Consider the following 25,678-nt stretch of genomic DNA (forward strand, 5'->3'; position numbering starts at 1 on the left):
CCCTTATTTCCTAAATATTGCCAGTATAAGAATGCACATGACTAACATAATAGAAGAGAAACCAGAACTATCTTCAGTAGGTGGTTCAAACCACATAAAGACTACTGGAATGTCACTGACACCTTCTTCTTCAAAATGATCTTTTACAATTTGATATATTTCATTTATTGAAGAATTAGTTACTTTTCCCGGTGAGGTTTTGTCAACTCCAATTCTTATATAGCCGCTATATCTATTAAATCCATATGACAATATCGGACCACCGTTATGAGTGTAATATTGATCCAATTCATCAATTTGTCGTGCCTCGAAAACAGAATCTGACCATTTACTCCATTCATTTTCATCTTCAAATATAGGCACTGTTCCACGGGCTGCCACAAAATCAGGGTCATTTTTGATGTTTTCAAAAGCATCCGGATCATACTCATATGTCAAATCTTCTTCATCTTCATCCCACAAAAAAACTACTGGTACATCACTTATGCCACTATTTTGTTCACAATATGATCCAATTTTACTGTATATTTCATCAATTCGCGAATCATTGATTTGCCCTTCATAAGCAGAATCGAGATATACAGTTAATATCTCGTTTCTATTTCCAATGCTATTTATGGATTCATCAAATTTGTAATATGAAGGACTTGTGATATTTAACCAACAATCTCTTATTGAGTTCTTCCACTCCTGATCAATTGCATCTGGTAAACTTCCTCTGCTAGCTATGAAATGTGAGTCTTCGGCGTATTCTTCGAACACATCAGTTGCAGCACTTGCATAGTTTATTATGAGTAATGTACTTAAGAATAGAATCAGTAAGCTTTTCCATATTTTATTAGTTACAACCATTATGCCACCAGACAATACCAGTTTTAAAGAGGTAATTGTGTCACTTTCTAATTCCTATCAACAAAAATAGAACTATAAGAAGCATAATTGAATTAAAACCTGAAACTTTTTGTGCATTTGATTCTGATTCATCTTCACCCATTTCATTAGTTTTAAGGACATAGTTCCCATCTTCATCAATGTACACATCACTTTCATTGACTGTGATATAATTTCCATTTTCATCCATGATGGTAATCATGTCCGAATCTGGTGCAGGAGATTCTACGCCAACGTCTACGACTTCATGTTCCCACATAAAAACAACCGGTACATTATTTATTCCACTTTCTTCGCAGTGTTTCTTTATTAATTCGTAAATATCATCAATGGTTGATTCATTTACCTTTTCAGGAGTGGTTGATTCAAATCCGACTTTTAGATATCCATTCATGTGCCCTCCAAAACTTTCGATGGGGCCACCTTGATCGGCAAAGTATTTGCGAAGTCCGGTATTTTTATCACTATTGTAATTGACAAGTGATAAACTGCAATTTTCAAGTGAATTTAACCACTTTCTTTTTTCTTCTTCTTGATTTATTACTGGCATTTCCCCTTTGGCTACTATGAAACCCGTCTCATTCTTTGCTATCTCGAACATTCCAGGACCATAGTCAGGTAACAGGATATTTTCTTCGTACATGCTCTCAGATCCATTCCATTCATTTTGAATTGCGTTTGAGGAACTGCAGATTAATAAATAGACTAATAATAAAGATGCTATAAACCTGTAGGATTTGTAATTTATTGTCATACTATCACTTTTAATTTAATAAATAAAAACCAAAGTAGGTTTTCTACAGAGCCCAAAAACAACTGACCCATATTCTGGAAAAATAGTATTCCCATTCAATCAATTCATCTTGAGTTGAATCTGTGAATTCAGCCCCACGGTTCCAATAAGCATGATTGATATAACAAGCATACTTAGAACTATTTTAAACGCATCTTTCATTTTATTCACTCCTTGTGCTAAAGTGTACTTACCTTAACACACATGCGTTTGTACCCAGTCTAAAAAAGATATACAACTATATAAAAATGAGTAACATCCAGAAGAATTATTTAATAAAATAAAAAAGAAGAAAATGCTCAGTTATAACTGGATGGTGTTTCATCCCAGTTATCAGGAGCATCTCCCGTACCCGAAGTTACGTCTATGAAGTATTCGTTGTTGTAATAGTACCATATTTCTATTACAGAATAGTCCTCATCCAGGAAATAATCGAAATCTATATCCTCATAGTCATCAGGATAGATCACTTCTTCCTCGTCGTCGTCATAGTATGGACCAACTGTAGCATCCACAGGGAACCATTCTCCGTCCTCGTAGACCTCTACCCATGCGTGTCCGCCGGTACTGCCATCGAAGTTCACAAGACCTATGGCAACCCTTACTTCGCTCTCATCATATTCGCCGGAGCCTATAAGCAGTGATGCCAGAGTGTTGGCCTGGTCTTCACAGTCACTTCCTATCTCACCGGGAACCGGGTTTGAATCATAGTCAGGAGTTTCCTCAAGGAACTCAGTTGGAGTCAACCATAATTCCTGCTGGCCGTTCAAGGTACTGTCAGATACCCATATCCATTCAACTGCCGTCCCATATATCTCATCCTCGTCATCAAGGTCTTCATCATCAAGATAATCCTGAACCGCATCTGCATATGGAGTTACATATTCCTGTAATTCAGAGACATCTGTTACTGAAAAAGTATTCTCCTGCAGGAAATCCATCAACTCTTCCCTGTCCATCATTTCCTGCTGCATCCTTGGAACTGGCTGCTGCATAGGGGCATTCTGGGCAGGCACATTTGAAGGAGCTGTATTCATTCCTCCCTGCTGACCCTGCTGCCTCATGGTCTGAGGGTTTTGTTTCTGGTTTTGCATATTGTTCTGTGGAGTTAGGATTGTGGAGTCTGCATGTTTTGAGCACTCTGCATCTGACTAAATCCTAATCTCTGGGCCATATTGGAATTAAAAAACTGCTGGCTTGTCGCATAATATATCTGCTGGGCTTTTACCTGCATGCGACCTGAAACACCATCCTCAATGGAAACAGAAGAAAGGGAGAGAGTCGCATCGTCATTCTCAACAGCCACTGCATAGGCTGAAAACATTAGTATAAGTGCCACAAGTGTAGACAATATCATTTTCTTCATAGCATTTCACCTTACTTTTCCATACGATTCTCTATTCATTCATGTTTATTTTTCCTTAGTTACCCCACTTGTTCCTGAATATAGTAAAGGCATCATATGAAGCAAGAGCCTCATATGAAACCCTTCAATTCCCTTCAGGAGAAATCTTAAGTTTTGTTTTTGCTTTAACTTGCTGGCTTATTCGTATCTCAGCGCATCGACTGGCTTCATCTTTGAAGCATTGTATGCAGGTATCACACCTGACAGCACACCAATAGCCACAGCAATAGAGATACCCAGTAGCATCAGGTCTGGAGCAACAGTCATCCCCATGGAAGAGCGCACCATAGTAATTCCAAGAGATGGTAATATGGATGTAAGGACAAGACTCAGTAAAATACCGAGCACACCTCCTACAAAACCTACAAGCGCTGAATTGAACAGGAATATCATAAGAATGTCACCGTTCTTAGCGCCGATAGCTTTCATCGTACCGATCTCTTTAGTCTTTTCCAGCACAGATGTGAACATCGTGTTTGCAATTCCCACAGAACCTACAACAAGTGATACACCTGCTATTGCCCCAAGGAATATTGAAAATGATGACATCATTTCACTGAAAGATTCTGCCTGTGACAATGAATCTGAAACTGTGAAATCACGATCATCATCATTCATGACATGCCTGGAAATCATGAGCTTTTCTTGGATATCATCTACAACTGTTTCAACATTTTCCATATCATCAGCTTTTACAACTATACTGTCATATACATCCGGTTCTGCATCATCAATAATATCTACTGCCGAATTAACCGGCATGATAATAGCTCTGTCACTTTCACCTTCTGCAAGTATACCCACTACTCTGTAGGATCGATCTTCAATAGTAAGTATACGATTCAGACCTATTTCCTGATCATACATTTCATGGGCTATTCTGTAGCCAATGACAACAACATTATTGTCAGTGGCTTCGAGCAATCTGCCAGATTCCAGCTCATATGTCACAGTATACTGCCACACTTGTGGATCAACACCCGTAACTGAAAGGTCTGCAGTTTCGCCCATGAAATATACTTCCAGACCGCTGCCTGCTATCTGGCCATAGATGTAATCGATATTTTCTACAAGTTTTATTGCCATTATGTCTTTGTCAGTCAATTCTGCATCCGATGAGCTACCACCACCAAAACCACCGCCAAATCCTGACATTGCTCTTGTGTAACCCGGAGAAATGGTGATGAGGGTAAGGTCCAGATCAGCTAACCTATCTTCCATATCAGCAGTCATACTATCACTTAGTGCCATGATGGTAACAACCGATCCAACACCGATGACGATACCTATTATAGTGAGCCAGCTTCTGATCTTACTGTGAACCAGAATATTGGTAGCAAGCTTTAGATAGGTACTTCGCCTCATTTCTGATCCTTCTTCAATATCTTAGACTTTAGATTCTTTATCTCTACGTTAAGTGGAACATAATTGCCTGCTTTCATCATCTTCTTCTTTCTGTAATTGACTCCCACAACTGCAACTACCAAGATCACAGCACCATACAATACATAGCTGTTAGATGATGAGGTCTGACTTCTAGGTCCACCGCTCATTCCTGCTGCTATTGTGCCACCGGTCAATTCCTCGATCTGAACTGCCTTTTCCACGGTGTGTCTCTGTCCTGCAGAGTCTGTGTATTCGATTGTAACAAGAAGCTCATTCTTTGATTCCATTTCTTCCTGCATGGTTCCCATATCTTCTTCTGTCATTTCAGAAGGATCAGCCTGGGCAGTGCCACCTGAGTTATAATCTGCTGATGGCATTGTGTTTGTCTGGCTTATTGAGAATGATGTGATGGTATAGTCACCTTTCTCGAGGTTACCGACAATTGTGGATGTACTTCCTGTTGCCTGGAAGTTATCCTGTTCTGGAATTGACACCTTGACAGAGTAAGCTTCATTATTACCTACATTTGCAAGAGACAATGAGACCTCACCTTGATCACTCTCAGAGTAACTCAGATCAAAGTCAGTGGTTCCTCCAACAAACATTCCGGCTTTTGTTTCTATATTTGTTGTGTTGGAATTATAATCCTGGAATTTAAGTGAAATATCAAGCTGGTAAAGTCCAGGATCTGCATTCACATCTGCCATAACAGAGTACACTACTGTGGCAGATTCGTTGACTCCGAGGTAAGTTATGTACTTGGTGTTGGATGAGTATACCGGGAGTATTACACCTGTAGCTTCGTCCCATGATATTTCCATATTCTTAAGTGAAGATGAACCAGTGTTGGTTATAACAAATTCGAGAGGTTCTACAGTGGCAACATCTATGCTGGAATCACTTATTGTGACAATTTGAGCATATTCCTTCCCCTGTACCTCAATTTCAAGGGTTGTACGAGCACTTGAATCAGAGTCACTGTCTTTTACAATTACGTCTACATCGTAAGTGCCATCTGATACATCAGAATCTACTTTTAACTTGAATTTTATAAATGTTGCATCTTCCTCGTCCTGACGGGCTTCAAGGAAAGAAATCGTTTTGGTCAAGGACTCACCGGATACCTGACTGAAAGGATATTCTGCATCTATGCTAACAGTTACATCTGACAGATCATTATTCCCCTCATTCTGAAGACTTACTGTTAATTCTACTGTTTCACCAGGTCTTGCAGGATAGGGACTCTGAGTCATCAAATCCACATTCACTCCAGATGCAGCTGCATTCATAGCTGCTGTTGCATTAGTTATTGGAAGTATCAACACTAACATTAATATCAATAATTTTCTCATACTATCACATTGCTTCACGCTTTATAATCTCTATATTGTCGACCATTCCGTCTTTAATATGAACCACACGATCAGCATATTTCGTAAGTTCAGGATCGTGGGTGATCATTATGATTGTTTTACCTTCTTTCTGGTGAAGGTTGCTTAAAAATTCAAGAATGTAATTTCCTGTTTCGCTATCCAGATTCCCTGTTGGTTCGTCCGCAAGGATGACTTTGGGGTCTACTGCCAAAGACCTTGCAATTGCAACTCTCTGCCTTTGACCTCCTGATAGTTGTGAAGGAAGATTGTACTTTTTGTCACCAAGACTCACTACATCAAGAAGAGCTTCTGCTCTCTTCCAAGATAGATCTGGATTCTCTTCCTGGAATTCAAGTGGTAGCATCACATTTTCTATAGTATTTAATGTAGGAATCAGATTGAATGTCTGGAAAATGAAACCGATTAACTGGCCCCTGATCTGGGCAAGTTCGGATTCTTTCATCTTGGCGATGTCCCTGTCATTTAGTTCAACTATTCCCTTACTTGGAAGATCAAGGCAACCCAGCAGGTTCATCATTGTACTCTTACCGCTTCCACTTGGACCAAGTATGACTACAAATTCACCATGCAGGATCTCTAGATCAATACCTTTTAATGCCGCAAACTCGACTTCTCCCATTTTGTAGATCTTCCACACGTCTGTCAGACGCATGAGAGTGTCAGGAGTGCCATTTTGCGGCTGTTTTTCTTGTTCAGTATTATTGAGATTCTCGTCCATGATATACCTCAAATCATTCCCGTTTTTATTTTTATATTGTACAATAAATATCAATAATTGAATATAATTGTGCTTACTTAAATTTACTCTAAAGTGACAACTTACCTATTCCCCATATGGATTATGGGGGAGATTCTGATCAAACGGCTCATCTGTTCTGGATTCAGTTTTCTGCACAGAGAATCAACTGCATTTTCATGTCCGTTTGTTCCTTTCTGTTCAGCAGAACCGCCGGTAGTTTTCTCTTCAAACATAATCTGCATGTTATTGGTGTTCATAATTCATGTCTCTGTATCGGATAAGAGACACCTGACGGATAGGTAGCAGGTGTCTCTTACACGAGTGGGGGGTTGTTGGTACATTGGTGGCACCAGGCTGGATGTGGTTGGGGTTGGTGCCACCTTAGCTTGGGTGGTTACCTGCCAGCTCACTGCTGACAAGCAATCCCCAAATTAGCAGTTTTAAATAAAAGCATACTTATTTCAAAAAGAGTCGAGAATCCCCATAATTAACCAATGAAGCTTTATAGAGAGTATAATAAATAATAAACGATTTATAGACGATTAAAAAACTTATCACAAACATATAAAGCCATTAATCCTGTTTAAAAGAGATAAAAATGAATATTACACATAAAAGATAGTTAGGATTAAAATTACAAAAAACATGAGATATCAGAGTAATAAGTGAGGATAATTATATCCTTAAAACTATCCTTTAGATTACCCTGATAAAATGATATTATTTTTCAGATTCCACAAGGAAAAGAACATTTCCACGTCCTTTCTTGAATTTCTGGATCTTGCCCCTCTTCTCAAGATCAAGAAGCATAAGACTTACCTTTCCTTCTGAGTACTTCAGGCGCTTACGCATATCTTTCTGCGTCATTCTTCCACCCTGAGATTTCAGTATATCCAGTATTTCCTGAAGGTCAGCGGGAACAGGTTCGTTTGAAATATCCGGTTCCTGAGTTGGTGCGGACACAGATTCGAGCTCTTCAGGAACTGATTCAGCCTTTATGGCAGAAGAAGTTACTTCTTCCACTGGTTCCTCAGCCTCTGGCAAAAGTTCTGCAAATTCACGTGTTTCCTGTTCTGGTTCCTGTACTACAACTGTCGGACTTGGAGGTTCGATTTCAAATGCCGCTGCTTTTTCCTCTTGTTGAACAGGTTTTACTTCAATTTCTGAAAGAACTTCTGCAGGAACTTGATGAGCTGGCTCCTTCTTTACGGCATGTTTGGTAGACTGAGGCTTTTGTTTCATCTGGGATATAAGAAGAACAAGAAGAATAACAATTACCAGTATAGAACCATAAACAAGAGAATTACTGTTGGTACCTGATGAACTTTCGATATTGGAAACTTCAGACTCGGTTTCATTGGAACTTGAATAGGAAGGCACCAGTAACAGATCAAGAACATAGCTTCCTTCCTCAGAAACTGTGATTATATCCTCTGCATAATAAGTAAGCTGATCGTCCTCATAATAACTTGCAGTAATCATGTATGTTCCATTTGCAAGTTCAAAGGAGTAGACTCCATACTGAGCCACCATTGATTGTGTTGGTGTTGAATTCACCTCAATAATAGCATTATCAAGAGGTTCAAATGTACTCCATTCATAGGCTACGCCATGCACAGTTGCAATATTAGCTGCAGATCCAACACCTGTCAGCATCAGGATAATTGCAATACAGCAGATTAGAGATACTGGTTTCATGTTACGCAACCCTGTCATTCCTGAACCTTTTTCCAATATTAATCACTCTCAAATATTGGAGTCATCCATACATTTTCGTTTCCTTCAAAGACATCACTATCAAGATAATAAGTACCATTTCCTACAAGTTCTGCTTCACCATTACCGTTTGCGGTCAGAACTATCCTGTCTGCCATAATAGCAACCGTGTAAGCTGAACCGGACATCGAAACATTTCCGGTTACATCACGATATGATACCATTGAATGCGGCATTATCAGATCAGGTGACCCATCTCTTTCAGGAGCAAACTCCTGCTTGTAATCAGCCTCTGTATCTATTACAAGGTCACCACTAAAGTCAACTACTGAGAATTTACCGTCTGACAGGAAGAAACTCAGGTCAAGGTCGCCTGATAGAATAGCAGCACCGCTTCCTTGTGAACTCAGTGTTGCGTTTGTAAAAACAACCGGACCTTGCAGATATTTCTTAATTTCATCCAGTATTGGTTTAAGCTCTGAATTTGCCTTTATGATACTTTTTCGGGACTCTGCCAGATATTCCTGCTTTTCAGATTCTGAAGAGGAAGTCTTTGCCATTTCAAGAGAAGACCTGGATTCAGATATAAGATCAGAATAGCTGCCAATCATACTTTTAAGCCGGGAAACATTTTCTCCTTTTGTTTCCAGTTCCTTGCTTGCATTTTCAAGCCTTCGGACCATTGACTCGGATTTATCTATATTATCTTCTAGGAAGCTTTCTTCGTCCACTACCTGATATGAAGAAAACATATGCGTTACCATGAAAACTTCTACAGGAGAAGAATCCCTGTCCAAAGGAGGCATGGGACCATCTCTGTGATCATCTGGCCTGTAATCTGAATCCGGCCTGTTGTCCGGATATGGAAAAACATCATCAGAATCAGCCAAACCTGAAATTACAACCATTAACATAAGGATAATTAATACTGTAAGAGGCATTTTTTTCATTGATGATCACATCTTCAGGAGCAATTAACTATAACTACGTATCTCCGATTTTACAAAGGTAACAGATATCATGTGCCTTAAACGTTTTCTCTGTTTTAATTGATTTTATTTATATAAATAAATAGTTGTGAACCAATTGCCAGAGAAATTGAATAAACAGACGAAAGAAGGACAAAACAAAGCATATGAAGTACTAAAATTTTTAAAAGAAAATATGCCTCGGGCCGACAAAGCAGAAAACGGCCGCAAGACAATAAAAAACAAGCAAGGATTAAGCAAAGCAAAGAAGAAATAAATCACCACATGAAATCCTTTTTTGCTGACACACTGTCGGAGTGGGATCTGAAAGCATCATTGTCCTTAAAGCCAGGATCACATGAGGATGGCTCAGAAGACTTGTGGAGCTTTTCAGAATCAAGCTGCCTTATAAAACCGGATGCAACATATACCCTGTCGGGATAAATGGCCTGGGCACGGGTTGCTTCCTGAAGCCTTGAGTCAATGAATTCCTTTAAGGTATCTTTCATATCAGACAAAATATTCACCTTTTTACTCATATCGATTAAGAGATGCCCCGGATAGGATGGGCACCTCTTAAGCGAGGAGGGGGTTGTTGGTACAGTGGTGGCACCTTAGGCTGGATGTGGTTGGGGGTTAGGTGCCACCTAAGTGGGGTGGTACCCTCCAACGTATTAGTTGTCGGGCAATTCACCAATTGGTAATTTTAAATAAAAGCATACTTACAAGAAAAAGGATTACTCATAAAATATGGACATTAATACTTTATAGCCATATCTAATTGAAAAAAAAGAAGAAATAGAGCTTTTAACACTTATCAGAGCTACCTAAAACCTTCAAAGAGCACATAACCCTCTTTAATAGTGGTAATATCATTCAATATTCTGACATTGATTCAGATATATCCTGCCCAAGAGGAGTTGATTACTTAAAAAGAGCCAAAAAACGCAAAGAAACAGGTATTTGTCTATTGTATCACCCAGATCAAACTTCCATTCCTGTTAGAAAGAGGAGATTACCACGGCCTTTTTTCACTTTCTTTATAAGACCTTTTCTTTCGAGTTCCAAAATCATTACACTTGCCTTACCTTCGGAGTAACTCAGGTGTTTACGTAACTCTTTTTGCGGCATAGTTCCACCGGCTGAACGAATAATATCCAGTATTTCCAGATGCTCGGAACTCAAATTAGCTAACGGTTGCTGTGATGACATTGCATTGGATGGAATCTTATCTTTTGGAACGACAGGAGCTGAATGAGCTTTATCTGTCTTGTTTACATGAATATTAAAAACATCATCCGGTTTTTTCTTTACAATATCTTTTTCCTCGGGACTTCGTATCTTGAAAATGATTGAAAGAAGCAGTATCAAAATGATGATAACAAATACTATCAAAAGGTTAGAGGAAGAAAGCGCAGGAGTGGAGCTAACAGTTTCTTCTGTGCCATTAGTTTCATCCGAATATGAAGGAACAAGAAGAAGGTCAACAACATAATTTCCTTCGTCTGCAATCGTAATGTTTTCCTCATCATAGCAGATAAGATCGCCATTTACGTAATAACTTGCAGTGACACAATAACTCCCTTGTGGAAGCTCAAAAGAATACATCCCGTATTTTGCAACCATAGATTGCACAGGTGTGGAATTTACTTCAATTACAACGTTATCAAGAGGAGCAAGAGTACTCCAGTCATAAGCCACTCCGTGAACTGTTGCAGTGTCCTCTGCAGCAGCGATTGGAGACAAAAGAAGAAGAAGAAGGATGGTGATGCAACCTGCACAGGATGTCACTTTCATGTTACACTACCATCAAGAGGTGGTTTTATTTCATTGTCATACGGTTTCAAATATAGGTGCTAACCAGACTCCTTCCTTTATTGAACCGGAATCATCCAGATAATAATTACCATTACCATAGAACTGGATTTCTCCAACACCTGTTACATGGAGAGTGGTATTGTCACCCATCACAGCGATTGTCATTCCTGAACCTGAGAGGCTAACGTTGCCCTGAACATCCACATATGATATCATATGATGAAGATCCTCACTCACTGAAGTTGATACTGCGGATTCGGTTACCATATTCAGATTCAGTAAGCCATCTGTGTCTACGGACATGTCACCTTCAAAGTCTACTACAGAGAACTTTCCTGAAGACATGCTGAGATTTACATCCAGATCACCGGTGAGAATCATTACTCCGCTTCCACTTGCGTCCAGACTTTCATTTCCTTCAAGTTCAACAGGTCCCGGCATATAGTTATGCATTGCCACAAATATCTTTTTCAATAAGATATCTGACTGAACCATATTTTCTTTGGATAATTCAACGTATTTCTTTTCCTCTGAAATTGAATCTGCGCTGTCTGCCTTTTCAAGATATGAACCGGCATCTGAAACAAGTGATGAATAATCTGCTACCATTTCCTCTAGATCGCTTACATCATTTCCTTCCGTTTCCAGCCGTTCTATTGAGTCTTCAAGACGAAGAATTATTTCATCGGATTTCTGTATATTATCTTCCAGAAATTCATTTTCATCCTGTGGCTTCAGTTTTTCTTCTGAAATAGAAGAGGGCACCTCTTCATATAATTCTTTATTGATATATCCTGGCTGGCCGGAAGACATTTTGGGACCTTCCTTGCCTGAATGCCTGTCAGAATATGACAGACCTGATATCAATACCATCAGTATGAGAATACCCAGTATTATAAGTGGTAACTTCTTCACGGATATCACCTCATCTGGTTATTCTCCTGTTGTGGTATTCTATATAGCATATTTAACATAGTATAATGCACCTTGACGTTTTTTGAATTACACTCTGAATTGGGAGATTAAAATATAAACATACTTAAAAGGAAAGAGATTTTCTGAAAAATAGTAAGCAATAAAGTGGCATTTTAAGCTTTATGAAGCTTTTTTGACAATGAAAAACAAATTTAAAACTATATTAATAGCTAAAAATAGATAATAGCTAATAAATTATCTTTTTAATCAGAACAGAGATATTTTAGAGATATTGTGAAATTGCTTGATATAATAATTTCTGAAGAGAAATGAATAAAAGAACCATATCGAAATAATGATAGAAATAATTATGAAATGAACCTGGCATTTTATTGATTATCTGAAAATTTCAAAAACTTATTACCCTATCCCAATTGAGATTGAACAAACATGGACTGACAGAAAAAACTGATAATATCTGGGAAATACAGAAATTCTTTTTTCTGCCAGAGAATTCTATCATATAGATTCCTGCAGACACATTAGCTATGTCCTATAGAAAAAATTAAACATACTCATTAATTTTAAGTGTTTCAAAGGTTCTCTTTGATAATAAACCTTTATGGAAGTTTTATTTTTCAATTTAAAGCCATAATTGGGCTTCTTTTTATTAAGTATCCTTATATTTAAGCCTGCAAATCTGGAAAATGTCAGAAGCACGCCAATAATTGAGGAAATTATCTGGCAGGGCAGAGAAAAAAGGAGAATCAGAAACAATGAAACACAAAATCCTGAAAGTACTGGCCTGTATTTCATTGGCAGCAATGGTGTTAGGTGCTATAACACCAGGTGCCTTTGCCGATGAAACAGGAACAGCCGATGAAGCGAAAGAATTCGGTGATCATAAGATGATGCACGGTCCTGGAGGAGCTCCTGAAATGGGAGACGAGGACATGGAAGCACCAGTCTTTGACAGCGAAGAAGAAGAGATGGAGTTCCTTGTAGAAAAAGAGACTGAACACATCACCAAAAGAATCGAAATGCTAAATGAAAAGCTTGCAGAAACTGAAGATGAAGAAGAGCAGGCAGAAATAGAAGAGCAGATAGCTGAACTCGAGGACCTTCTTGAGGATATTGAAAGTGCAGAAACACTTGATGATCTAAAAGAAATACTGGAAACAGCCAGAGAATCTATGATGACGGAGAATCCGGTAAAGGGTGAAAGACCGGAAATGGAAGATATGGAGTTCGCTTCAGATGATGAAGAAATGGAGTTCCTTGTAGAAAGACAAACAGAATCAATAAACAAGAGACTTGAAATGCTTCAGGAAATGCTTGACAATATCGATGAGATAGAAGATGAGAACATCACATCAGACTCAATAGAAGAGCAAATGACTGAGCTTGAAGATCTTCTTGCAGATATCGAAAGTGCAACAACACTTGACGAGCTCAAAGAGATTCTGGAAGAATACAGGGAAAACAACCCTCAGCCACATGGACATGGAGGAGAACACGGACCTATGGGCCATGCTGCTGAACTTGAGGAAGAGGTAAGCGAAGAGTAAGAAGAAAAGGAATAGTCTGTGATATAATCACTACCACCAACCTCTATGAGATAGGATTTATTCCTATCTCATATACTAATCTTAAAGGAGTTTTAACATGAGAAGAGAGTTAACGATATCATTTGCTTTACTAATGATAATGTTCAGCACTGGAAGACAGCGACAGCATGGAAATGCCGGAAATGGATGCTGCACAAATGAAAGAAATGACACTTGAAATGATAGAGAACAATATAGATGCACTTACCACCCTTCAGTCTGAAACAGACGATGATGACACATTAGAAGCCATAGACAGTCTTCTTGAACAGATGGAATCACTGAAAACAGAACTTGAAGATACAGATGACGAAGATTCTGTTGAGGACATAATGGAAGATTTCAGATCATTGATGGAAGATGCACCTGATGAAGTACGTGAATCCCTGGTGCAGAATGGGCCTGGCGGCGAAGGCGGCATGGACGGTAAAGAAATGATGGGTAACGGAACCATGCAGGCACCTGAAGGAGCACCAGATGGAGAATTCCCTGGTAATGGAAGCATGGATGATGGAACTCAGATGGAAAGGCCGGACAGAGAATCTGCAGAAGATGATTCCGGCAGTTCAGATTCCACTACAGACTCAACTGAAGAAAGTACAGGACTTCTCAGTGGTCTGATCAACATGCTTAAGTCATTGTTCTGAAACAATGACTTTTATATAATCCGGGTTTGCCTGATATTTACTATAATCTCCTGATATCATTGATCGGGCAGACCTTTTTTCATAATATTCTATTTTTAAAAAGAGTTTCTTAATTTATTTTGAGTGAAATATATACAAATAAGTTCTTTTTAAACTGCCCATTAAGACTTAGATAATGTTCATAACTAAACTTACATTGACAATATTACAACATGTCAAATGATATTGGTTTTCTGATTAATATCTTGCTCTGATAAGTTATATAATGCAGTATCATATATAATATGACATATACTAACTGACTGAGATTTAACTATTATTTGTTTGATATATGGTGCTGATGGAAAATTTGAAGGAGCTTTGAATTTCTGTTGTTAGAACGAAGTTAACAGGAGTTACTATAAATACCATGACACTGATTAACACAGTCTATTACTCTCTAAGGATAATACCAAAAACATTAACATACAATAGATTATGGTAATATTCCACTTACAGCAGGAGAAATGTCATGAAAATTGCAATACTTGGAGGCACAGGTAATATAGGCAAGGGTTTTGCACTGCGATGGGGCCAGAAACATGAGATAATCATTGGTTCCAGAGAACAGGATAAAGCCAAAGCGGTTGCATCAGAATACAATGAAATACTTAAAAAATATGGTCATAAAACAAGTATTACAGGTACTGATAACAAAACAGCTGCCGAAAAAGCAGAGATAATCGTTGTTGCCATCAGGTATAACCAGCTTGCTCCTGTAATGGACCTTATAAGACCTGTCATAGAGAACAAGATAGTCATCAGTGTCGTTGTTCCCATGGAGAGGAATATGTGTTACATAAGTCCGGGAAGCAGTTATCCAAGAGCTCCCATAGAGAGCAAGGATTTCAATACTGAGTATTTCTGTTTCTCAATGCCTGAACTTGGTAGTGCCGCTCAGGAAATTTTTACCATGATACCTGATAACACTGAGCTAGTGGCAGCTTTCCACACAGTACCTGCAAGAAAACTGGCAAACCTTGACATGGAACTTGATTATGATATTGGAGTATGTGGTAACTCCATGCATGCAAAGGAAATTGTTTTTGGTCTTGTAAATGATATCTCCAAAATGAGGCCACTTGACATCGGACCTCTTGAAACTGCAGGAATGATTGAGTCCCTTACACCACTGCTTATCAACGTTGCCGCAAGAAATGAGATGAAGGATGTTAGTCTGAAATTCATCTGATTGTGGTTCTGATTTTTTCATTTTTTAATCAATCACTTCCCGGAGAAAACTGAAATCGAATGAGGAAGTGAACTTATCATGCAAGATTAAAAAAGAAAAAGTAAGCATTAAGCTTACTTATTTATCCGTCAAGAATCTCTTCTGCAATATCCCTGTATGCTTCCATGACATAATCTATGCCGGAAACCTTTGCTGCCTCTTCAGTAAGTGCCATGAGGTCTTTGCGTGAGAGTGTGCTGGTATTGAACCTTCTGGAACCTGCCATTAGCTGCTGCAGTCCTACCTTTGTTTTCTGGGCGTATGAGTAAATACCGATAGCACCCAGTGGTATCTCATCTATGTCGCTTCCATAACGTTCCTCGAGTTCTTCATAATGAACAAAGATCTCTTCCTTCCTGTGCCCGAACTCGGATACCGTCTTTGGAAGATCTCCATCTTCAAGCCATTTACCGATGTTCTTACCAACCATTCCAGGAATCATCAGGCCACGTCCCATACATACCGCTTTGAAATATGGAGCTCCCATTGCCATTACCTTATAAATCCCATCCTCTGTTGAGAATCCACCGGCCATTGCAAGGTCTGGTACTCTCTTGCCCCTGGAATTAAGTTTCTCTGCAAACTCATATACAAGCGACTGCAGGTAGAATGTTGGTGTTCCCCATTCTTCCATCATAGGCCATGGGCTCATTCCGGTTCCACCTGGTGCACCGTCATATGTCAGCAGGTCAATCTTTGCATCGGAACTGTACTTGAGTGCCATTGCAGTTTCTGCCATTGAATAAGCACCGGTCTTTAAAGTAATGCGCTTAAATCCAAGATCTCTTAGCCTGTCACACTCAGCATGGAATCCTTCTTCAGTTACAAAACCAAGTCTTGAATGTCTTTCAAATTCTCTTATTGCACCTACCTTGTAGGCTTCCTGTACTGATGCAAGTTCAGGATCAGGGGTGACAATATAACCTCTTTTCTTAAGCTCGATTGCACGGTCAAGTTCTTTGACCTTTATTTCTCCACCAATACATTTTGCACCCTGTCCCCATTTGAGTTCAATGGTGTCCATTTCATGTTTGCCGGAAAGGTATTCTGCAACACCAAGATTTGTATCTTCCACATTCATCTGCACCAGCATTTCACCGTAGCCATCGTAGAACTTCCTGTAAAGCTCAATCCTGCGATCCATCTCCGGAGATTCTGTGACAAGCCCATCACTGCCTCTTTTAAGACCAGGATCTATACCACAAACATTTTCACCACAAACTATGGTGACACCTGAAATTGCCGCACCAATTGCAAAGTGTTCCCAGTTCTTTCTTGCAATTTCAGTAGAACCAAGTGCCCCGGTAAATATCGGAACCTTCATCTTTACTTTTTTGTCCCATCCGTATTCAGTTTCAGTACTGACGTTTGGGAATCGTGCAGTTTCAGGACCTGGCACCATATCATCTGGCATACCTATGGCTCCAACAGCATATCCCTGGATATTTATGTGGGAGTAGTCTATAGGATAGTCTTTATCTGCACCAGCTGTGACCTCTCCGAAAGGTCCGGGGTACAGGACTTCACGTCCCCTGAAAGATGATTTAAATATTTCACAGTTGCCACGACATCCATCAACACAACGTGTACAGAGTCCTGACATCGGTACCACGCTTTTTGACCTGTTGAAGGTCTGAGTAGCGTCATTAGAGTTTGGTCTCCTAAGGTTACCCATGTTTTAGTCACTTCCTCTATTTTTACGATACTATTATCAAGCCGGTCTTCCTACCTCCGACCCTTTCCTAACCATCCTGGAAAACTAATAGTAGGATTACGGTTGGCTTGTGCAAATATATAAAGATTTTTATTTCCATGAGTGTTTACCAGGAGGATATCACTATCCAGCAACTGCTTGCTGACTTCTCATATATACAAATACCTATGTATAATTACCAGAAAATATAAAGTTAGCATATATATTATGCCTCAAGTAGTAAAATAACATATTCTTGTTGAACTAAAACTTATGTTATTTTGAAAACTACAAACAATATTCCATATAAAACAAATATTCATACAGCAAACTATAACTTCATGAACTTAGATAGCCTAAAATAATTTTGCATTGCATGTGCAAGATATAGAGGAAGAATAGCAGGCGATCAAATGATAATTTGCAATAAGGAAGACGTTATCAAAGCTATTGAAACTAATAACGTGAAGTTTATACGTTTGCAGTTTACGGACATACAGGGAGTTGTCAAGGATGTTGAAATCCCTGTTACCCAGATAGAAAAAGCATTAACCACAGGAATATCCTTTGACGGATCATCAATAGAAGGTTTTGTCAGGATCGATGAATCGGACATGGTCTTAAAACCGGACATTAAAACTTTTGCAATACTCCCCTGGAGTAAAGATAAAGGTGGAGTGGCAAGGATAATATGCGATATAGAGATGCCAGATGGAAGCCAGTTCAAAGCTGACCCACGCTATGTTCTCAAAAAGGTAATGAAAGAAGCTGAAAAGATGGGATTTTCCCTGAATGTGGGCCCTGAACTGGAATTTTTCCTTTTTGAAAAGATCGATGGAAAAGCAACAACAATCCCTCATGATTATGGTACGTATTTTGAATTTGCACCAACTGATCTTGCAGAGGATATCAGAAGAGAAATTGTTCTGACACTCACTGACCTTAATTTTGATATTGAAGCATCCCACCATGAAGTTGCTTTTGGGCAGCATGAAATTGACTTTAAATATGGTGATGCCCTGACAACAGCAGACAATGTGATGACTTTCAAGTATGTTACAAGGACAATCGCAAAGTTACACGGCCTTCATGCCACATTCATGCCAAAACCAATTGCATCGGAGAACGGGTCAGGAATGCATGTAAACCTCTCACTTTCAAAGGGAGAAGAAAATGCATTTTATGATCCGGACGGTGAAATGGAAATAAGTGATACCACAAAACAGTTTATTGCAGGTGTTTTGAAACATATCAAAGCCATATCCTGCATCTCAAATCCACTTGTGAATTCATACAAGAGACTCATCCCCGGATACGAGGCTCCTGTATATATTACATGGTCAGGTGCAAATCGAAGCTCCCTGATACGTATCCCTTCCGCAAGGGGAAAAAGTACCCGTGTCGAACTGAGAAGTCCGGACCCTTCATGCAATCCATACCTGACTTTTGCAGCAATTCTTGCGGCAGGACTTGACGGTATCAAGAACAAGATTGATCCTGGAAAAATGATGGATTACAATGTTTTTGACCTGACAAAGCAGGAGCGTGTTGAAAGAGGAATTGAGACTCTTCCCTCAACTATCAATGAAAGTGCAGACTACCTGGAAAAAAACGAACTCCTGAAAGAGACTCTTGGTGCGCATGTCCATGATAACATTCTGCGTATTGCAAGGGCAGAATGGGATGCGTACAGAACCCAGGTGCATGACTGGGAGATTCAGCGTTACCTGAATACAATATGAAAAACGTATGAAGCATATTTATTCCATTCGGGAAGCAAAAAAATCAGACAATTTGCATGTTCAAAGATTCATTGAACTTGTCGACCATGATTTTTATCCTCCCCTGAGCCAAAGGGGAGGAGGTATTCCCGAAAGAGTCCGGAGATGCCTGGACACTCCTGAAGCGAACTACCTGATTGCCAGATTAAATGAGAAAGATCTTTCCGATCTACCTGGTGGAATTATAGGAATGATAGGATGTACAAAGAACTGGAAAGATGAAAGCAGTGCCTATGTGAATTTCCTTGCGGTTCATCAGGAATATAGAATAAATGGAGTCGGTAAAGCACTAAACAGAGAACTTGAATTGTTACTAGGAAAACAAGGATTTAACAGAATCTATCTTTGCACATGGTCAAGCAATCCTGCTGCAATGAATTTCTATGAAAAACTGGGATACAGCGCCTATTCTGTTGTGTTGAATCATAGAGGAAAGGGAGTTGATACTATTTACTATAAGAAAAAAATTTAAGATGCAGTTATGATGCAAAACAATAATATATCATCAGAGTCTCGATAAGAGGGCTCTTCCTGAAATCCTTATCATCGCGGAAAACCTGACAGATTAATATCTGGAAGTCAGACCGCTTTGATTGAAAAAAGACAGGACACGAGTGCCTATTGCATGGTTAGGAAGAATAGAGGAAGTGGATAGGCACCGTGTCCATAAACATCATTTTTCGTTTTTATTTACTCCTCTGGCATTCGTTCAAGCTTCTTTTTGGAGAGCTTTTCAACCAATTCCAGATTTACATCATCGTTAAGTGACAGTTTTCCGTTGTTTACTGCACTTTCTACAAATTGCTTACCAACGGGGTTGCGTATTATAAGGGTTGTATAACCCTTGGAACTGCCAACTGAACCTGCAGATACATCAGCATCAAGAGCTGTGAAATCAGTACAGATATGACATCCGGGACGTACACAATCATCTACATCTTTCAGGGAGATCACTGTCATACTTCCGTCTTTTAAGGTAATCTCAAGTTTACCCTTGACATCAAAGTGTATGATATCCAGAGGATTTATCTGGCGTTCTGTGATGAGCTTGTCCTGCACGAGTTTCTCATAGTCAAAAGTCTCTGTACAGAAAAGTCCCACTACAAAACGGATATTTTTCCTGAATGGACGCAACAGGTCAAGGTCGCTCTGTCTCATCTGCCTCATAGCCTGTGTAACACAAGGAACACCGACAACTGCTATGTTTGTGAACTTGCGTGTCATAACAGCTTCCTTAAGGGAGGCTACAAGTGGAACCCACCAGTTGTAACGGCTTCCTGCCTGGTGAACCAGTACATCTGTGGAAGTAATCACAGCAGATGAAGGTTTAAGGGTCCACTGGTCTTCAGCAACAGTGACGACCGCATCGATCATGCCTTCTTCAAGAGCATTGGTAAGTATTGCTGTTACAGCACCACCACTCTGTTTTCTTGGAACATTCATCTCAGCCTTTGCGGTCTTGATTTCAAGGTATTCTCCAAGAACCTCAGATGGCGCTTTTTTATTCCTTGGGCATACTTCATAGCATGCACCGCATGGAACTCCGTCATTGACATCCTTGCAGTAACCACTGTTAAGTGGATGTGTGGAGTCTTCTCCTAATTTAAAGTAAATTGCATCTGCCGGGCATACAGCTACACATGCACCACATGCTGCACATTTATCTGTTTCCCAGATTTCTGCCTTAAGATCAAGATAATTTTTACCTGCCATTGTGATCACTCCCATGTGTATTTACCTGCAAATGGCCTGGCGCTTGCAGGGATAATTCTTGAATAGTTCGTGTCTAAGAAAGGAGTTGGGTCTATATCGAACCTACCACAGAACTCTTCTATCACAGGAGACAGCCTTACCAGGTCATCATCGGTAAACTCGACTTTCTTAGCTCCGACACCAAGCAGATTATCATCCACATCGCCCCTTATGACGATCTCTCCGCCGTGTATACCACTGCCGATACCGCGGTCCTGTACTGCCGGTTCATTATCTATACCAAGAACAAGGATCAGCCCGCCAGCCATGTATTCACCAAGGAATGCATGTGATGTACCGCCTATTACGAGAATCGGACGTTTACCCTCATACTCCTTCATGTGAATTCCTCCACGGTAGCCGATGTTTCCTTCCACGAATACCTTTCCGCCACGCATGCTGTGTGCAACAGCATCCCCGGCACTTCCGTGGATTATCAATGAGCCTCTATCCATTGTGTTACCGGGAGCATGTTCTGCATTTCCGAATACTTCGCATTCAGGACCACTCATGAACATTCCGAGGTCCCCACCAGGAACACCATTAATGGTAATTTTTGCGTCGCCTCTTACGCCGTTTCCTATGAAACGCTGTCCAAGAACATTATTGAGCACTATCTCCTTTACTCCGGAAGCTACTGCTGCACGGATCTGTTTATTCAATGGAGAGTAGTGCATACCCTTTACATCTATAACCAAAGGTTCCGCCATCTTCAGGCCCCCATGGATTCTATCTGGAGTACATCAAGTAATCCCTGATCAAGCATGTATCCTCTCAGACGTTCACGGTTGCCGCGCAGACTCTCAATGCTGTTAAGACCTGCTGCACCCATGAGTTCACTCAGTTCAAGTGTCCATGCGTGGATAAGGTTTGCAATATTCTCTGCACCAACATCAGAATCAATACGGCTGACAAGTTCCGGCTTCTGGGTTGCAATACCCCATGGACAGAGTCCACGGTAGCAGTTACCACAAACACGACATCCCAGTGCTATAAGTGAAGCAGTTCCGATATAGACTGCATCAGCACCAAGTGCTATGGACTTTGCAAGGTCACCACTGTTGCGTATACCACCACTGGCTATGATGGAAACCTCGTTCCTGATACCCTGATCGTTGAGTTTCTGGTCTACTGCAGCAACTGCTGCTTCAATCGGGATACCTACGTTGTCCCTGAATACCTTTGGTGCTGCACCTGTACCACCCTTAAAACCATCAATTACAACAGCATCTGCAGATGATCTTGCGATACCTGCTGCAATTGCGGCTACATTGTGTACTGCAGCTATCTTTACGAAGACAGGCTTTTCCCAGTTTGTGGCTTCCTTAAGACTGCGCACAAGTTGGGCAAGGTCTTCTATACTGTAAATATCATGATGAGGAGCAGGACTGATTGCGTCAGAACCCAGTGGAATCATACGTGTGCATGATACATCTGCACAGACCTTTTCTCCTGGAAGGTGACCGCCAATACCTGGTTTTGCACCCTGACCCACCTTGATCTCAATTGCTGCGCCGCGCTCCAGATAGTCAATATCCACACCAAAACGTCCTGATGCGATCTGAACTATTGAATGATCCTGATATGGATAGATCGCCTCGTGCATTCCTCCTTCACCTGTTCCCATGAAGGTTCCAGTCTTCTTTACTGCCTTTGCAATACTGAGCTGGGCCGGAAGACTGATAGCACCATAGCTCATGTGACCAACCATAATAGGGGTGTCGAGTTTAAGATTCGGAGTCAGTTTGGTCTTAAGATCAATGTCTCCATTGTTCTTTGTAAATTCGAGTTTTGCAGGCTTCTTTCCAATGTATGTCCTCAGTTCCATTGGTTCTCTCAGAGGATCGATACTTGGGTTTGTTACCTGACATGCGTCAAGTAACAGCCTGTCAAATATAATAGGATAATCAACTGCATTACCCATTCCCGCAAGGATAATCTTTCCTGTACGTGCCTGGTTAATAACATCTTCACGTGCTTCAACTGTCCAGAGCGGATGACTGCGGTAGTCAACTGGCCTCTCCTTGAGCATAATTGCGTCCCTTGGACACATGGAAATACAGCGGTGGCATGCAGTACATTTGCGTGAGTCTATGAGGATCTTGTCATCCTCTACTCTGTAAACACCATAGGAACAGTTATCGACACAGCGCATACATTTCATACACTGATCGCGATCGATGTTGATCTTGTACTTGAGTGGTACACTACCGAGACTCATTCTACAACCCTCCCGATAACAGGTTCTCCTGCCCTTGGCATGTATATTGCATCTACATCGGGGTCCATTGTACGAATTGCTGCCTCTTCACTTGAGATGTAAAGTTTTGAGCCGTTCTCTCCTACAATAAGAGGGCGCAGCTTAATCCTGTCTGTGAAGCCTACAATTCCGTCCTTTGTTGCAACAACAATTGCAAAAGGACCATTCATCAGAGCAGGGCCGTATGTAAGGCGAAGTGCCTTCATGAATTCTTCCTTCTTTTCTGGCATCTCGTCTATCTCATCCCAGAATGGAGGAGCAAGTGCCTCAACTACCATTTCTGATGGAAGACCGTGTTTTCTGCCAAGAAGGTCAAAAAGATAAGCTACTACTTCTGTGTCAGTTAACATTGTACACTGGTAACCATGACCTTCAACGTATCTACGATTTGTACCATATGATGTAATTTCACCATTGTGAACAACTGACCAGTCAAGCAGATTGAACGGGTGAGCCCCTCCCCACCAACCGGATGTATTTGTTGGATAGCGGTTGTGAGCGAGCCATATGTAACCTTCATAATCCTCAATTCTGTAAAAGTTTGCTACATCCTCAGGCCATCCTGAAGCTTTAAAGACTCCAAGGTTCTTACCAGATGAGAAAACAAGAGCACCTTCAATCTCTGAATTGATCTTCATCACAAGATTTGTGACATTATCATCATCAGGATTTGTGGTTCCAACCATAAGGTCAGCATAAGGTTTGAAGAAATATCTCCATGGTATGTGTTCTTTCTTGAGACCTGGCTGTTCATAGGTTGGGATCTCTTCCTGATGAACTATCCTTCCCCACTGTTTAAGTATTGCGTCAACCTTGGTCTTTGGTTCTAACAGATTATCAAAAAATACGTGGATGGCATAGCAGTCAGCATAATCAGGATAAATGCCATATGCTACATATCCTGCGCCTTCTCCACTTCCTCTTTCATCCATCAGACTTAGAGCTCTCTTAATATGTGAGCCGTCCATTCTGGACATGGTCCGATCGATTACGCCTATAATTCCGCACATGTTGATCACTATGAGTATTTAGTCTTGGGGCTATGAGATAGTATTTACCTGATATGAACTTAACCATGCAAAAATTCGTTCAGGAAAAGCCCGGTTTTTCGTGAACAACTTATATTCACGTTTTATCAGCCTGAAAAGCAGCTGACCGAAGTATATGGAAATATTGTTTAAATAAAGTGAAAGTAAGGGAAAAGATTCCCCTTACAGTATGCTTAGGTATGTGTCAAGTTCCCACTGGTGGACCTGAGCCTTGTAGTCATCCCACTGAGCTTTCTTTGACTCAATGTAGTTCTCAAAGACGTGTTCTCCAATTACACCCTTTACGAATTCGCTAGCTGCCATGAGGTCGATAGCTTCCTTAAGGTTGCCTGGGAGGGACTCAATCCCTCTTGCTTCTCTGTCTTCCTCGGTGAGCTTGAAGATGTTAACATCAGTTGATGCTGGTGCTTCCATTCCCTTCTCAATACCGTCAAGACCTGCACTGAGCATTGCAGCGAATGCAAGGTATGGGTTACATGCTGGGTCTGGGCATCTGAGCTCTACCCTTGTACCCTTACCCCTAGATGCAGGTATTCTGATAAGGGAACTGCGGTTTGATGCAGACCATGTACAGTAAATAGGTGCCTCATATCCTGGTACAAGCCTCTTGTATGAATTGACAGTTGAGTTTGTGATAGCTGCAAATTCACGGATGTGAGTAAGAAGACCTGCAATGTACTGCTTTGCAGTTATTGAGAGCTGGTCAGATGTGCTTGGGTCATAGAATGCGTTCTCTCCGTCCTTCATGAGGGACTGGTTGGAGTGCATACCTGAACCGTTTACACCAAAGAGTGGTTTGGGCATGAATGTTGCGTAGTAGCCCATGTGTGCTGCAATGGATTTTACAACATACTTGAATGTTACAATGTTGTCACATGTGGTAAGTACATCACCGAATCTGAAATTGATCTCGTGCTGTGATGGAGCTACCTCGTGGTGGGATGCTTCAATCTTGAATCCCATTTCCTCAAGAGCGAAGTCGATTGCTCTCCTGACATCCTGTGCTTTGTCAAGAGGTGCAAAGTCGAAATATCCTCCCTGGTCTGTGAGGTTTGTGGTTGGGTGACCTTTCTCATCGAGCTCGAAGAGGAAGAACTCAAGTTCCGGACCGATATTCATTGTGTATCCTTTTTCGGCTGCCTTTTCAATTGCCTGTTTGAGGACATACCTAGGATCACCTTCGAATGGCTTACCGTTTGGCCTGTATACATCACCAATGATACGAGCGACTGCGCCTTCCTGTGGTCTCCATGGGAGAATTCTGAAGGTTGTTGGGTCTGGCATGAGAATCATATCGGATTCTTCGATCCTTGTGAAACCCTCGATTGATGAACCATCGAACATTACACCGTTCTCAAATGCACCTTCGAGATCTTCTGCAGGGATTGCCCAGCTTTTGATCATACCCATTGTGTCGGTAAACTGGATTCTAATGAATTTAACATCGCACTCTTTTACAGTCTGTAAAACTTCTTCCTTTGTTGCTGGATTTGCTATTACCATTTTGACTACTCCTCTATTCACTAAGGGGTGTGAGTAACCCATTACCTATCAGGTCATATATATAAATTACTATTTGGTATGAACTAAACAC

24 protein-coding genes are annotated in these 25,678 nt (G+C 40.6%); 5 read left to right on the forward strand and 19 right to left on the reverse strand.

What is annotated here, in order from left to right; all coding sequences use genetic code 11:
• Positions 1-3: 3 nt before the first annotated feature.
• From V7O61_RS12875 to V7O61_RS12935, 13 genes are all read right to left on the reverse strand, one after another.
• Positions 4-852, reverse strand: a complete 849-nt coding sequence (locus V7O61_RS12875; protein WP_407281556.1) for a hypothetical protein — start codon at positions 850-852, stop codon at positions 4-6.
• 40 nt (positions 853-892) lie between these two features.
• Positions 893-1,534, reverse strand: a complete 642-nt coding sequence (locus tag V7O61_RS12880) for a hypothetical protein (RefSeq protein WP_407281555.1) — start codon at positions 1,532-1,534, stop codon at positions 893-895.
• A gap of 449 nt (positions 1,535-1,983) precedes the next feature.
• Entirely contained in the window at positions 1,984-2,778 is a 795-nt protein-coding gene (locus V7O61_RS12885; RefSeq protein ID WP_407283375.1) for a hypothetical protein, read from the reverse strand.
• A gap of 14 nt (positions 2,779-2,792) precedes the next feature.
• Positions 2,793-3,050, reverse strand: coding sequence for a hypothetical protein (locus V7O61_RS12890; protein ID WP_407283374.1), 258 nt, complete (start codon positions 3,048-3,050; stop codon positions 2,793-2,795).
• 177 nt (positions 3,051-3,227) lie between these two features.
• Positions 3,228-4,454: an ABC transporter permease gene (locus tag V7O61_RS12895; protein ID WP_407283373.1), complete on the reverse strand. Its 1,227-nt coding sequence runs from the start codon at positions 4,452-4,454 to the stop codon at positions 3,228-3,230.
• Positions 4,451-5,806 (reverse strand): COG1361 S-layer family protein, encoded by a 1,356-nt coding sequence (locus V7O61_RS12900; RefSeq protein WP_407283372.1) that lies wholly within the window; start codon positions 5,804-5,806, stop codon positions 4,451-4,453. The genes V7O61_RS12895 and V7O61_RS12900 overlap by 4 nt, the downstream gene beginning before the upstream one ends.
• A 25-nt stretch (positions 5,807-5,831) precedes the next feature.
• Positions 5,832-6,587: an ABC transporter ATP-binding protein gene (locus V7O61_RS12905; protein WP_342766010.1), complete on the reverse strand. Its 756-nt coding sequence runs from the start codon at positions 6,585-6,587 to the stop codon at positions 5,832-5,834.
• Between the two features lie 101 nt (positions 6,588-6,688).
• Positions 6,689-6,865 (reverse strand): hypothetical protein, encoded by a 177-nt coding sequence (locus V7O61_RS12910; RefSeq protein WP_288068832.1) that lies wholly within the window; start codon positions 6,863-6,865, stop codon positions 6,689-6,691.
• 463 nt (positions 6,866-7,328) lie between these two features.
• Positions 7,329-8,342 (reverse strand): hypothetical protein, encoded by a 1,014-nt coding sequence (locus tag V7O61_RS12915; RefSeq protein ID WP_288068831.1) that lies wholly within the window; start codon positions 8,340-8,342, stop codon positions 7,329-7,331.
• Between the two features lie 2 nt (positions 8,343-8,344).
• Positions 8,345-9,274, reverse strand: a complete 930-nt coding sequence (locus V7O61_RS12920) for a hypothetical protein (protein WP_407283371.1) — start codon at positions 9,272-9,274, stop codon at positions 8,345-8,347.
• A gap of 296 nt (positions 9,275-9,570) precedes the next feature.
• Positions 9,571-9,810, reverse strand: a complete 240-nt coding sequence (locus tag V7O61_RS12925; protein ID WP_407283370.1) for a hypothetical protein — start codon at positions 9,808-9,810, stop codon at positions 9,571-9,573.
• A gap of 466 nt (positions 9,811-10,276) precedes the next feature.
• The gene (locus V7O61_RS12930; RefSeq protein WP_288068825.1) at positions 10,277-11,089 is read right to left on the reverse strand and encodes a winged helix-turn-helix transcriptional regulator; all 813 of its coding nucleotides are present in this window, start codon (positions 11,087-11,089) and stop codon (positions 10,277-10,279) included.
• 36 nt (positions 11,090-11,125) lie between these two features.
• Complete coding sequence (locus tag V7O61_RS12935) at positions 11,126-12,025, reverse strand: hypothetical protein (RefSeq protein WP_288068823.1); 900 nt, start codon at positions 12,023-12,025, stop codon at positions 11,126-11,128.
• Between the two features lie 776 nt (positions 12,026-12,801).
• Here V7O61_RS12935 and V7O61_RS12940 point away from each other — a divergent pair.
• The 3 genes from V7O61_RS12940 to V7O61_RS12950 all read left to right on the forward strand — a co-directional run bounded on the left by V7O61_RS12940 (position 12,802) and on the right by V7O61_RS12950 (position 15,510).
• Positions 12,802-13,593 (forward strand): hypothetical protein, encoded by a 792-nt coding sequence (locus tag V7O61_RS12940; RefSeq protein WP_407283369.1) that lies wholly within the window; start codon positions 12,802-12,804, stop codon positions 13,591-13,593.
• Positions 13,594-13,760: 167 nt separating this feature from the next.
• Positions 13,761-14,279 (forward strand): hypothetical protein, encoded by a 519-nt coding sequence (locus V7O61_RS12945; RefSeq protein ID WP_407283368.1) that lies wholly within the window; start codon positions 13,761-13,763, stop codon positions 14,277-14,279.
• Between the two features lie 511 nt (positions 14,280-14,790).
• Positions 14,791-15,510 carry an NAD(P)-binding domain-containing protein gene (locus V7O61_RS12950; RefSeq protein WP_407283367.1) on the forward strand — a complete coding sequence of 240 codons (720 nt, stop codon included), beginning with the start codon at positions 14,791-14,793 and terminating at the stop codon, positions 15,508-15,510.
• A gap of 121 nt (positions 15,511-15,631) precedes the next feature.
• On the opposite strand, the gene V7O61_RS12955 is transcribed toward V7O61_RS12950, so the two are convergent.
• Complete coding sequence (locus V7O61_RS12955; RefSeq protein WP_288068810.1) at positions 15,632-17,224, reverse strand: glutamate synthase-related protein; 1,593 nt, start codon at positions 17,222-17,224, stop codon at positions 15,632-15,634.
• Between the two features lie 431 nt (positions 17,225-17,655).
• On the opposite strand from V7O61_RS12955, the gene glnA (V7O61_RS12960) reads away from it, so the two are divergent.
• Positions 17,656-18,984 (forward strand): type I glutamate--ammonia ligase, encoded by a 1,329-nt coding sequence (glnA, locus tag V7O61_RS12960; protein WP_288068808.1) that lies wholly within the window; start codon positions 17,656-17,658, stop codon positions 18,982-18,984.
• 7 nt (positions 18,985-18,991) lie between these two features.
• Positions 18,992-19,495 (forward strand): GNAT family N-acetyltransferase, encoded by a 504-nt coding sequence (locus V7O61_RS12965; RefSeq protein WP_023845553.1) that lies wholly within the window; start codon positions 18,992-18,994, stop codon positions 19,493-19,495.
• Between the two features lie 218 nt (positions 19,496-19,713).
• Here the strand turns inward: V7O61_RS12965 and V7O61_RS12970 are convergent, their stop codons facing one another.
• The 5 genes from V7O61_RS12970 to glnA (V7O61_RS12990) form a co-directional block, all read right to left on the reverse strand.
• Positions 19,714-20,736 carry a Coenzyme F420 hydrogenase/dehydrogenase, beta subunit C-terminal domain gene (locus tag V7O61_RS12970; RefSeq protein ID WP_407283366.1) on the reverse strand — a complete coding sequence of 341 codons (1,023 nt, stop codon included), beginning with the start codon at positions 20,734-20,736 and terminating at the stop codon, positions 19,714-19,716.
• A 5-nt stretch (positions 20,737-20,741) separates the two neighbouring features.
• The gene (locus V7O61_RS12975; protein WP_023845551.1) at positions 20,742-21,485 is read right to left on the reverse strand and encodes a glutamate synthase; all 744 of its coding nucleotides are present in this window, start codon (positions 21,483-21,485) and stop codon (positions 20,742-20,744) included.
• A gap of 2 nt (positions 21,486-21,487) precedes the next feature.
• Complete coding sequence (locus tag V7O61_RS12980; RefSeq protein ID WP_023845550.1) at positions 21,488-22,996, reverse strand: glutamate synthase-related protein; 1,509 nt, start codon at positions 22,994-22,996, stop codon at positions 21,488-21,490.
• A complete protein-coding gene (locus tag V7O61_RS12985; RefSeq protein ID WP_407283365.1) occupies positions 22,993-24,045 on the reverse strand; it encodes a class II glutamine amidotransferase in 1,053 nt (350 codons plus the stop codon). Before V7O61_RS12985 ends, V7O61_RS12980 begins: the two co-directional genes overlap by 4 nt.
• 201 nt (positions 24,046-24,246) lie before the next feature.
• The gene (gene glnA, locus V7O61_RS12990) at positions 24,247-25,587 is read right to left on the reverse strand and encodes a type I glutamate--ammonia ligase (protein ID WP_023845548.1); all 1,341 of its coding nucleotides are present in this window, start codon (positions 25,585-25,587) and stop codon (positions 24,247-24,249) included.
• Between the last annotated feature and the right edge of the window lie 91 nt (positions 25,588-25,678).

Source organism: Methanolobus sp. WCC1, assembly GCF_045690315.1.
Taxonomy (GTDB): domain Archaea; phylum Halobacteriota; class Methanosarcinia; order Methanosarcinales; family Methanosarcinaceae; genus Methanolobus; species Methanolobus tindarius.

Excerpts from the sequence above, each read along its gene's own strand:
- V7O61_RS12875 (WP_407281556.1), bottom strand. The coding sequence starts at position 852 with ATGGTTGTAACTAATAAAATATGGAAAAGCTTACTGATTCTATTCTTA.
- V7O61_RS12880 (WP_407281555.1), bottom strand. The coding sequence starts at position 1,534 with ATGTACGAAGAAAATATCCTGTTACCTGACTATGGTCCTGGAATGTTC.
- V7O61_RS12885 (WP_407283375.1), bottom strand. The coding sequence starts at position 2,778 with ATGCAAAACCAGAAACAAAACCCTCAGACCATGAGGCAGCAGGGTCAG.
- V7O61_RS12890 (WP_407283374.1), bottom strand. The coding sequence starts at position 3,050 with ATGAAGAAAATGATATTGTCTACACTTGTGGCACTTATACTAATGTTT.
- V7O61_RS12895 (WP_407283373.1), bottom strand. The coding sequence starts at position 4,454 with ATGAGGCGAAGTACCTATCTAAAGCTTGCTACCAATATTCTGGTTCAC.
- V7O61_RS12900 (WP_407283372.1), bottom strand. The coding sequence starts at position 5,806 with ATGTTAGTGTTGATACTTCCAATAACTAATGCAACAGCAGCTATGAAT.
- V7O61_RS12905 (WP_342766010.1), bottom strand. The coding sequence starts at position 6,587 with ATGGACGAGAATCTCAATAATACTGAACAAGAAAAACAGCCGCAAAAT.
- V7O61_RS12910 (WP_288068832.1), bottom strand. The coding sequence starts at position 6,865 with ATGAACACCAATAACATGCAGATTATGTTTGAAGAGAAAACTACCGGC.
- V7O61_RS12920 (WP_407283371.1), bottom strand. The coding sequence starts at position 9,274 with ATGAAAAAAATGCCTCTTACAGTATTAATTATCCTTATGTTAATGGTT.
- V7O61_RS12930 (WP_288068825.1), bottom strand. The coding sequence starts at position 11,089 with ATGAAAGTGACATCCTGTGCAGGTTGCATCACCATCCTTCTTCTTCTT.
- V7O61_RS12940 (WP_407283369.1), top strand. The coding sequence starts at position 12,802 with ATGAAACACAAAATCCTGAAAGTACTGGCCTGTATTTCATTGGCAGCA.
- V7O61_RS12945 (WP_407283368.1), top strand. The coding sequence starts at position 13,761 with ATGGAAATGCCGGAAATGGATGCTGCACAAATGAAAGAAATGACACTT.
- V7O61_RS12950 (WP_407283367.1), top strand. The coding sequence starts at position 14,791 with ATGAAAATTGCAATACTTGGAGGCACAGGTAATATAGGCAAGGGTTTT.
- V7O61_RS12955 (WP_288068810.1), bottom strand. The coding sequence starts at position 17,224 with ATGGGTAACCTTAGGAGACCAAACTCTAATGACGCTACTCAGACCTTC.
- glnA (WP_288068808.1), top strand. The coding sequence starts at position 17,656 with ATGATAATTTGCAATAAGGAAGACGTTATCAAAGCTATTGAAACTAAT.
- V7O61_RS12965 (WP_023845553.1), top strand. The coding sequence starts at position 18,992 with ATGAAGCATATTTATTCCATTCGGGAAGCAAAAAAATCAGACAATTTG.
- V7O61_RS12970 (WP_407283366.1), bottom strand. The coding sequence starts at position 20,736 with ATGGCAGGTAAAAATTATCTTGATCTTAAGGCAGAAATCTGGGAAACA.
- V7O61_RS12975 (WP_023845551.1), bottom strand. The coding sequence starts at position 21,485 with ATGGCGGAACCTTTGGTTATAGATGTAAAGGGTATGCACTACTCTCCA.
- V7O61_RS12980 (WP_023845550.1), bottom strand. The coding sequence starts at position 22,996 with ATGAGTCTCGGTAGTGTACCACTCAAGTACAAGATCAACATCGATCGC.
- V7O61_RS12985 (WP_407283365.1), bottom strand. The coding sequence starts at position 24,045 with ATGTGCGGAATTATAGGCGTAATCGATCGGACCATGTCCAGAATGGAC.
- glnA (WP_023845548.1), bottom strand. The coding sequence starts at position 25,587 with ATGGTAATAGCAAATCCAGCAACAAAGGAAGAAGTTTTACAGACTGTA.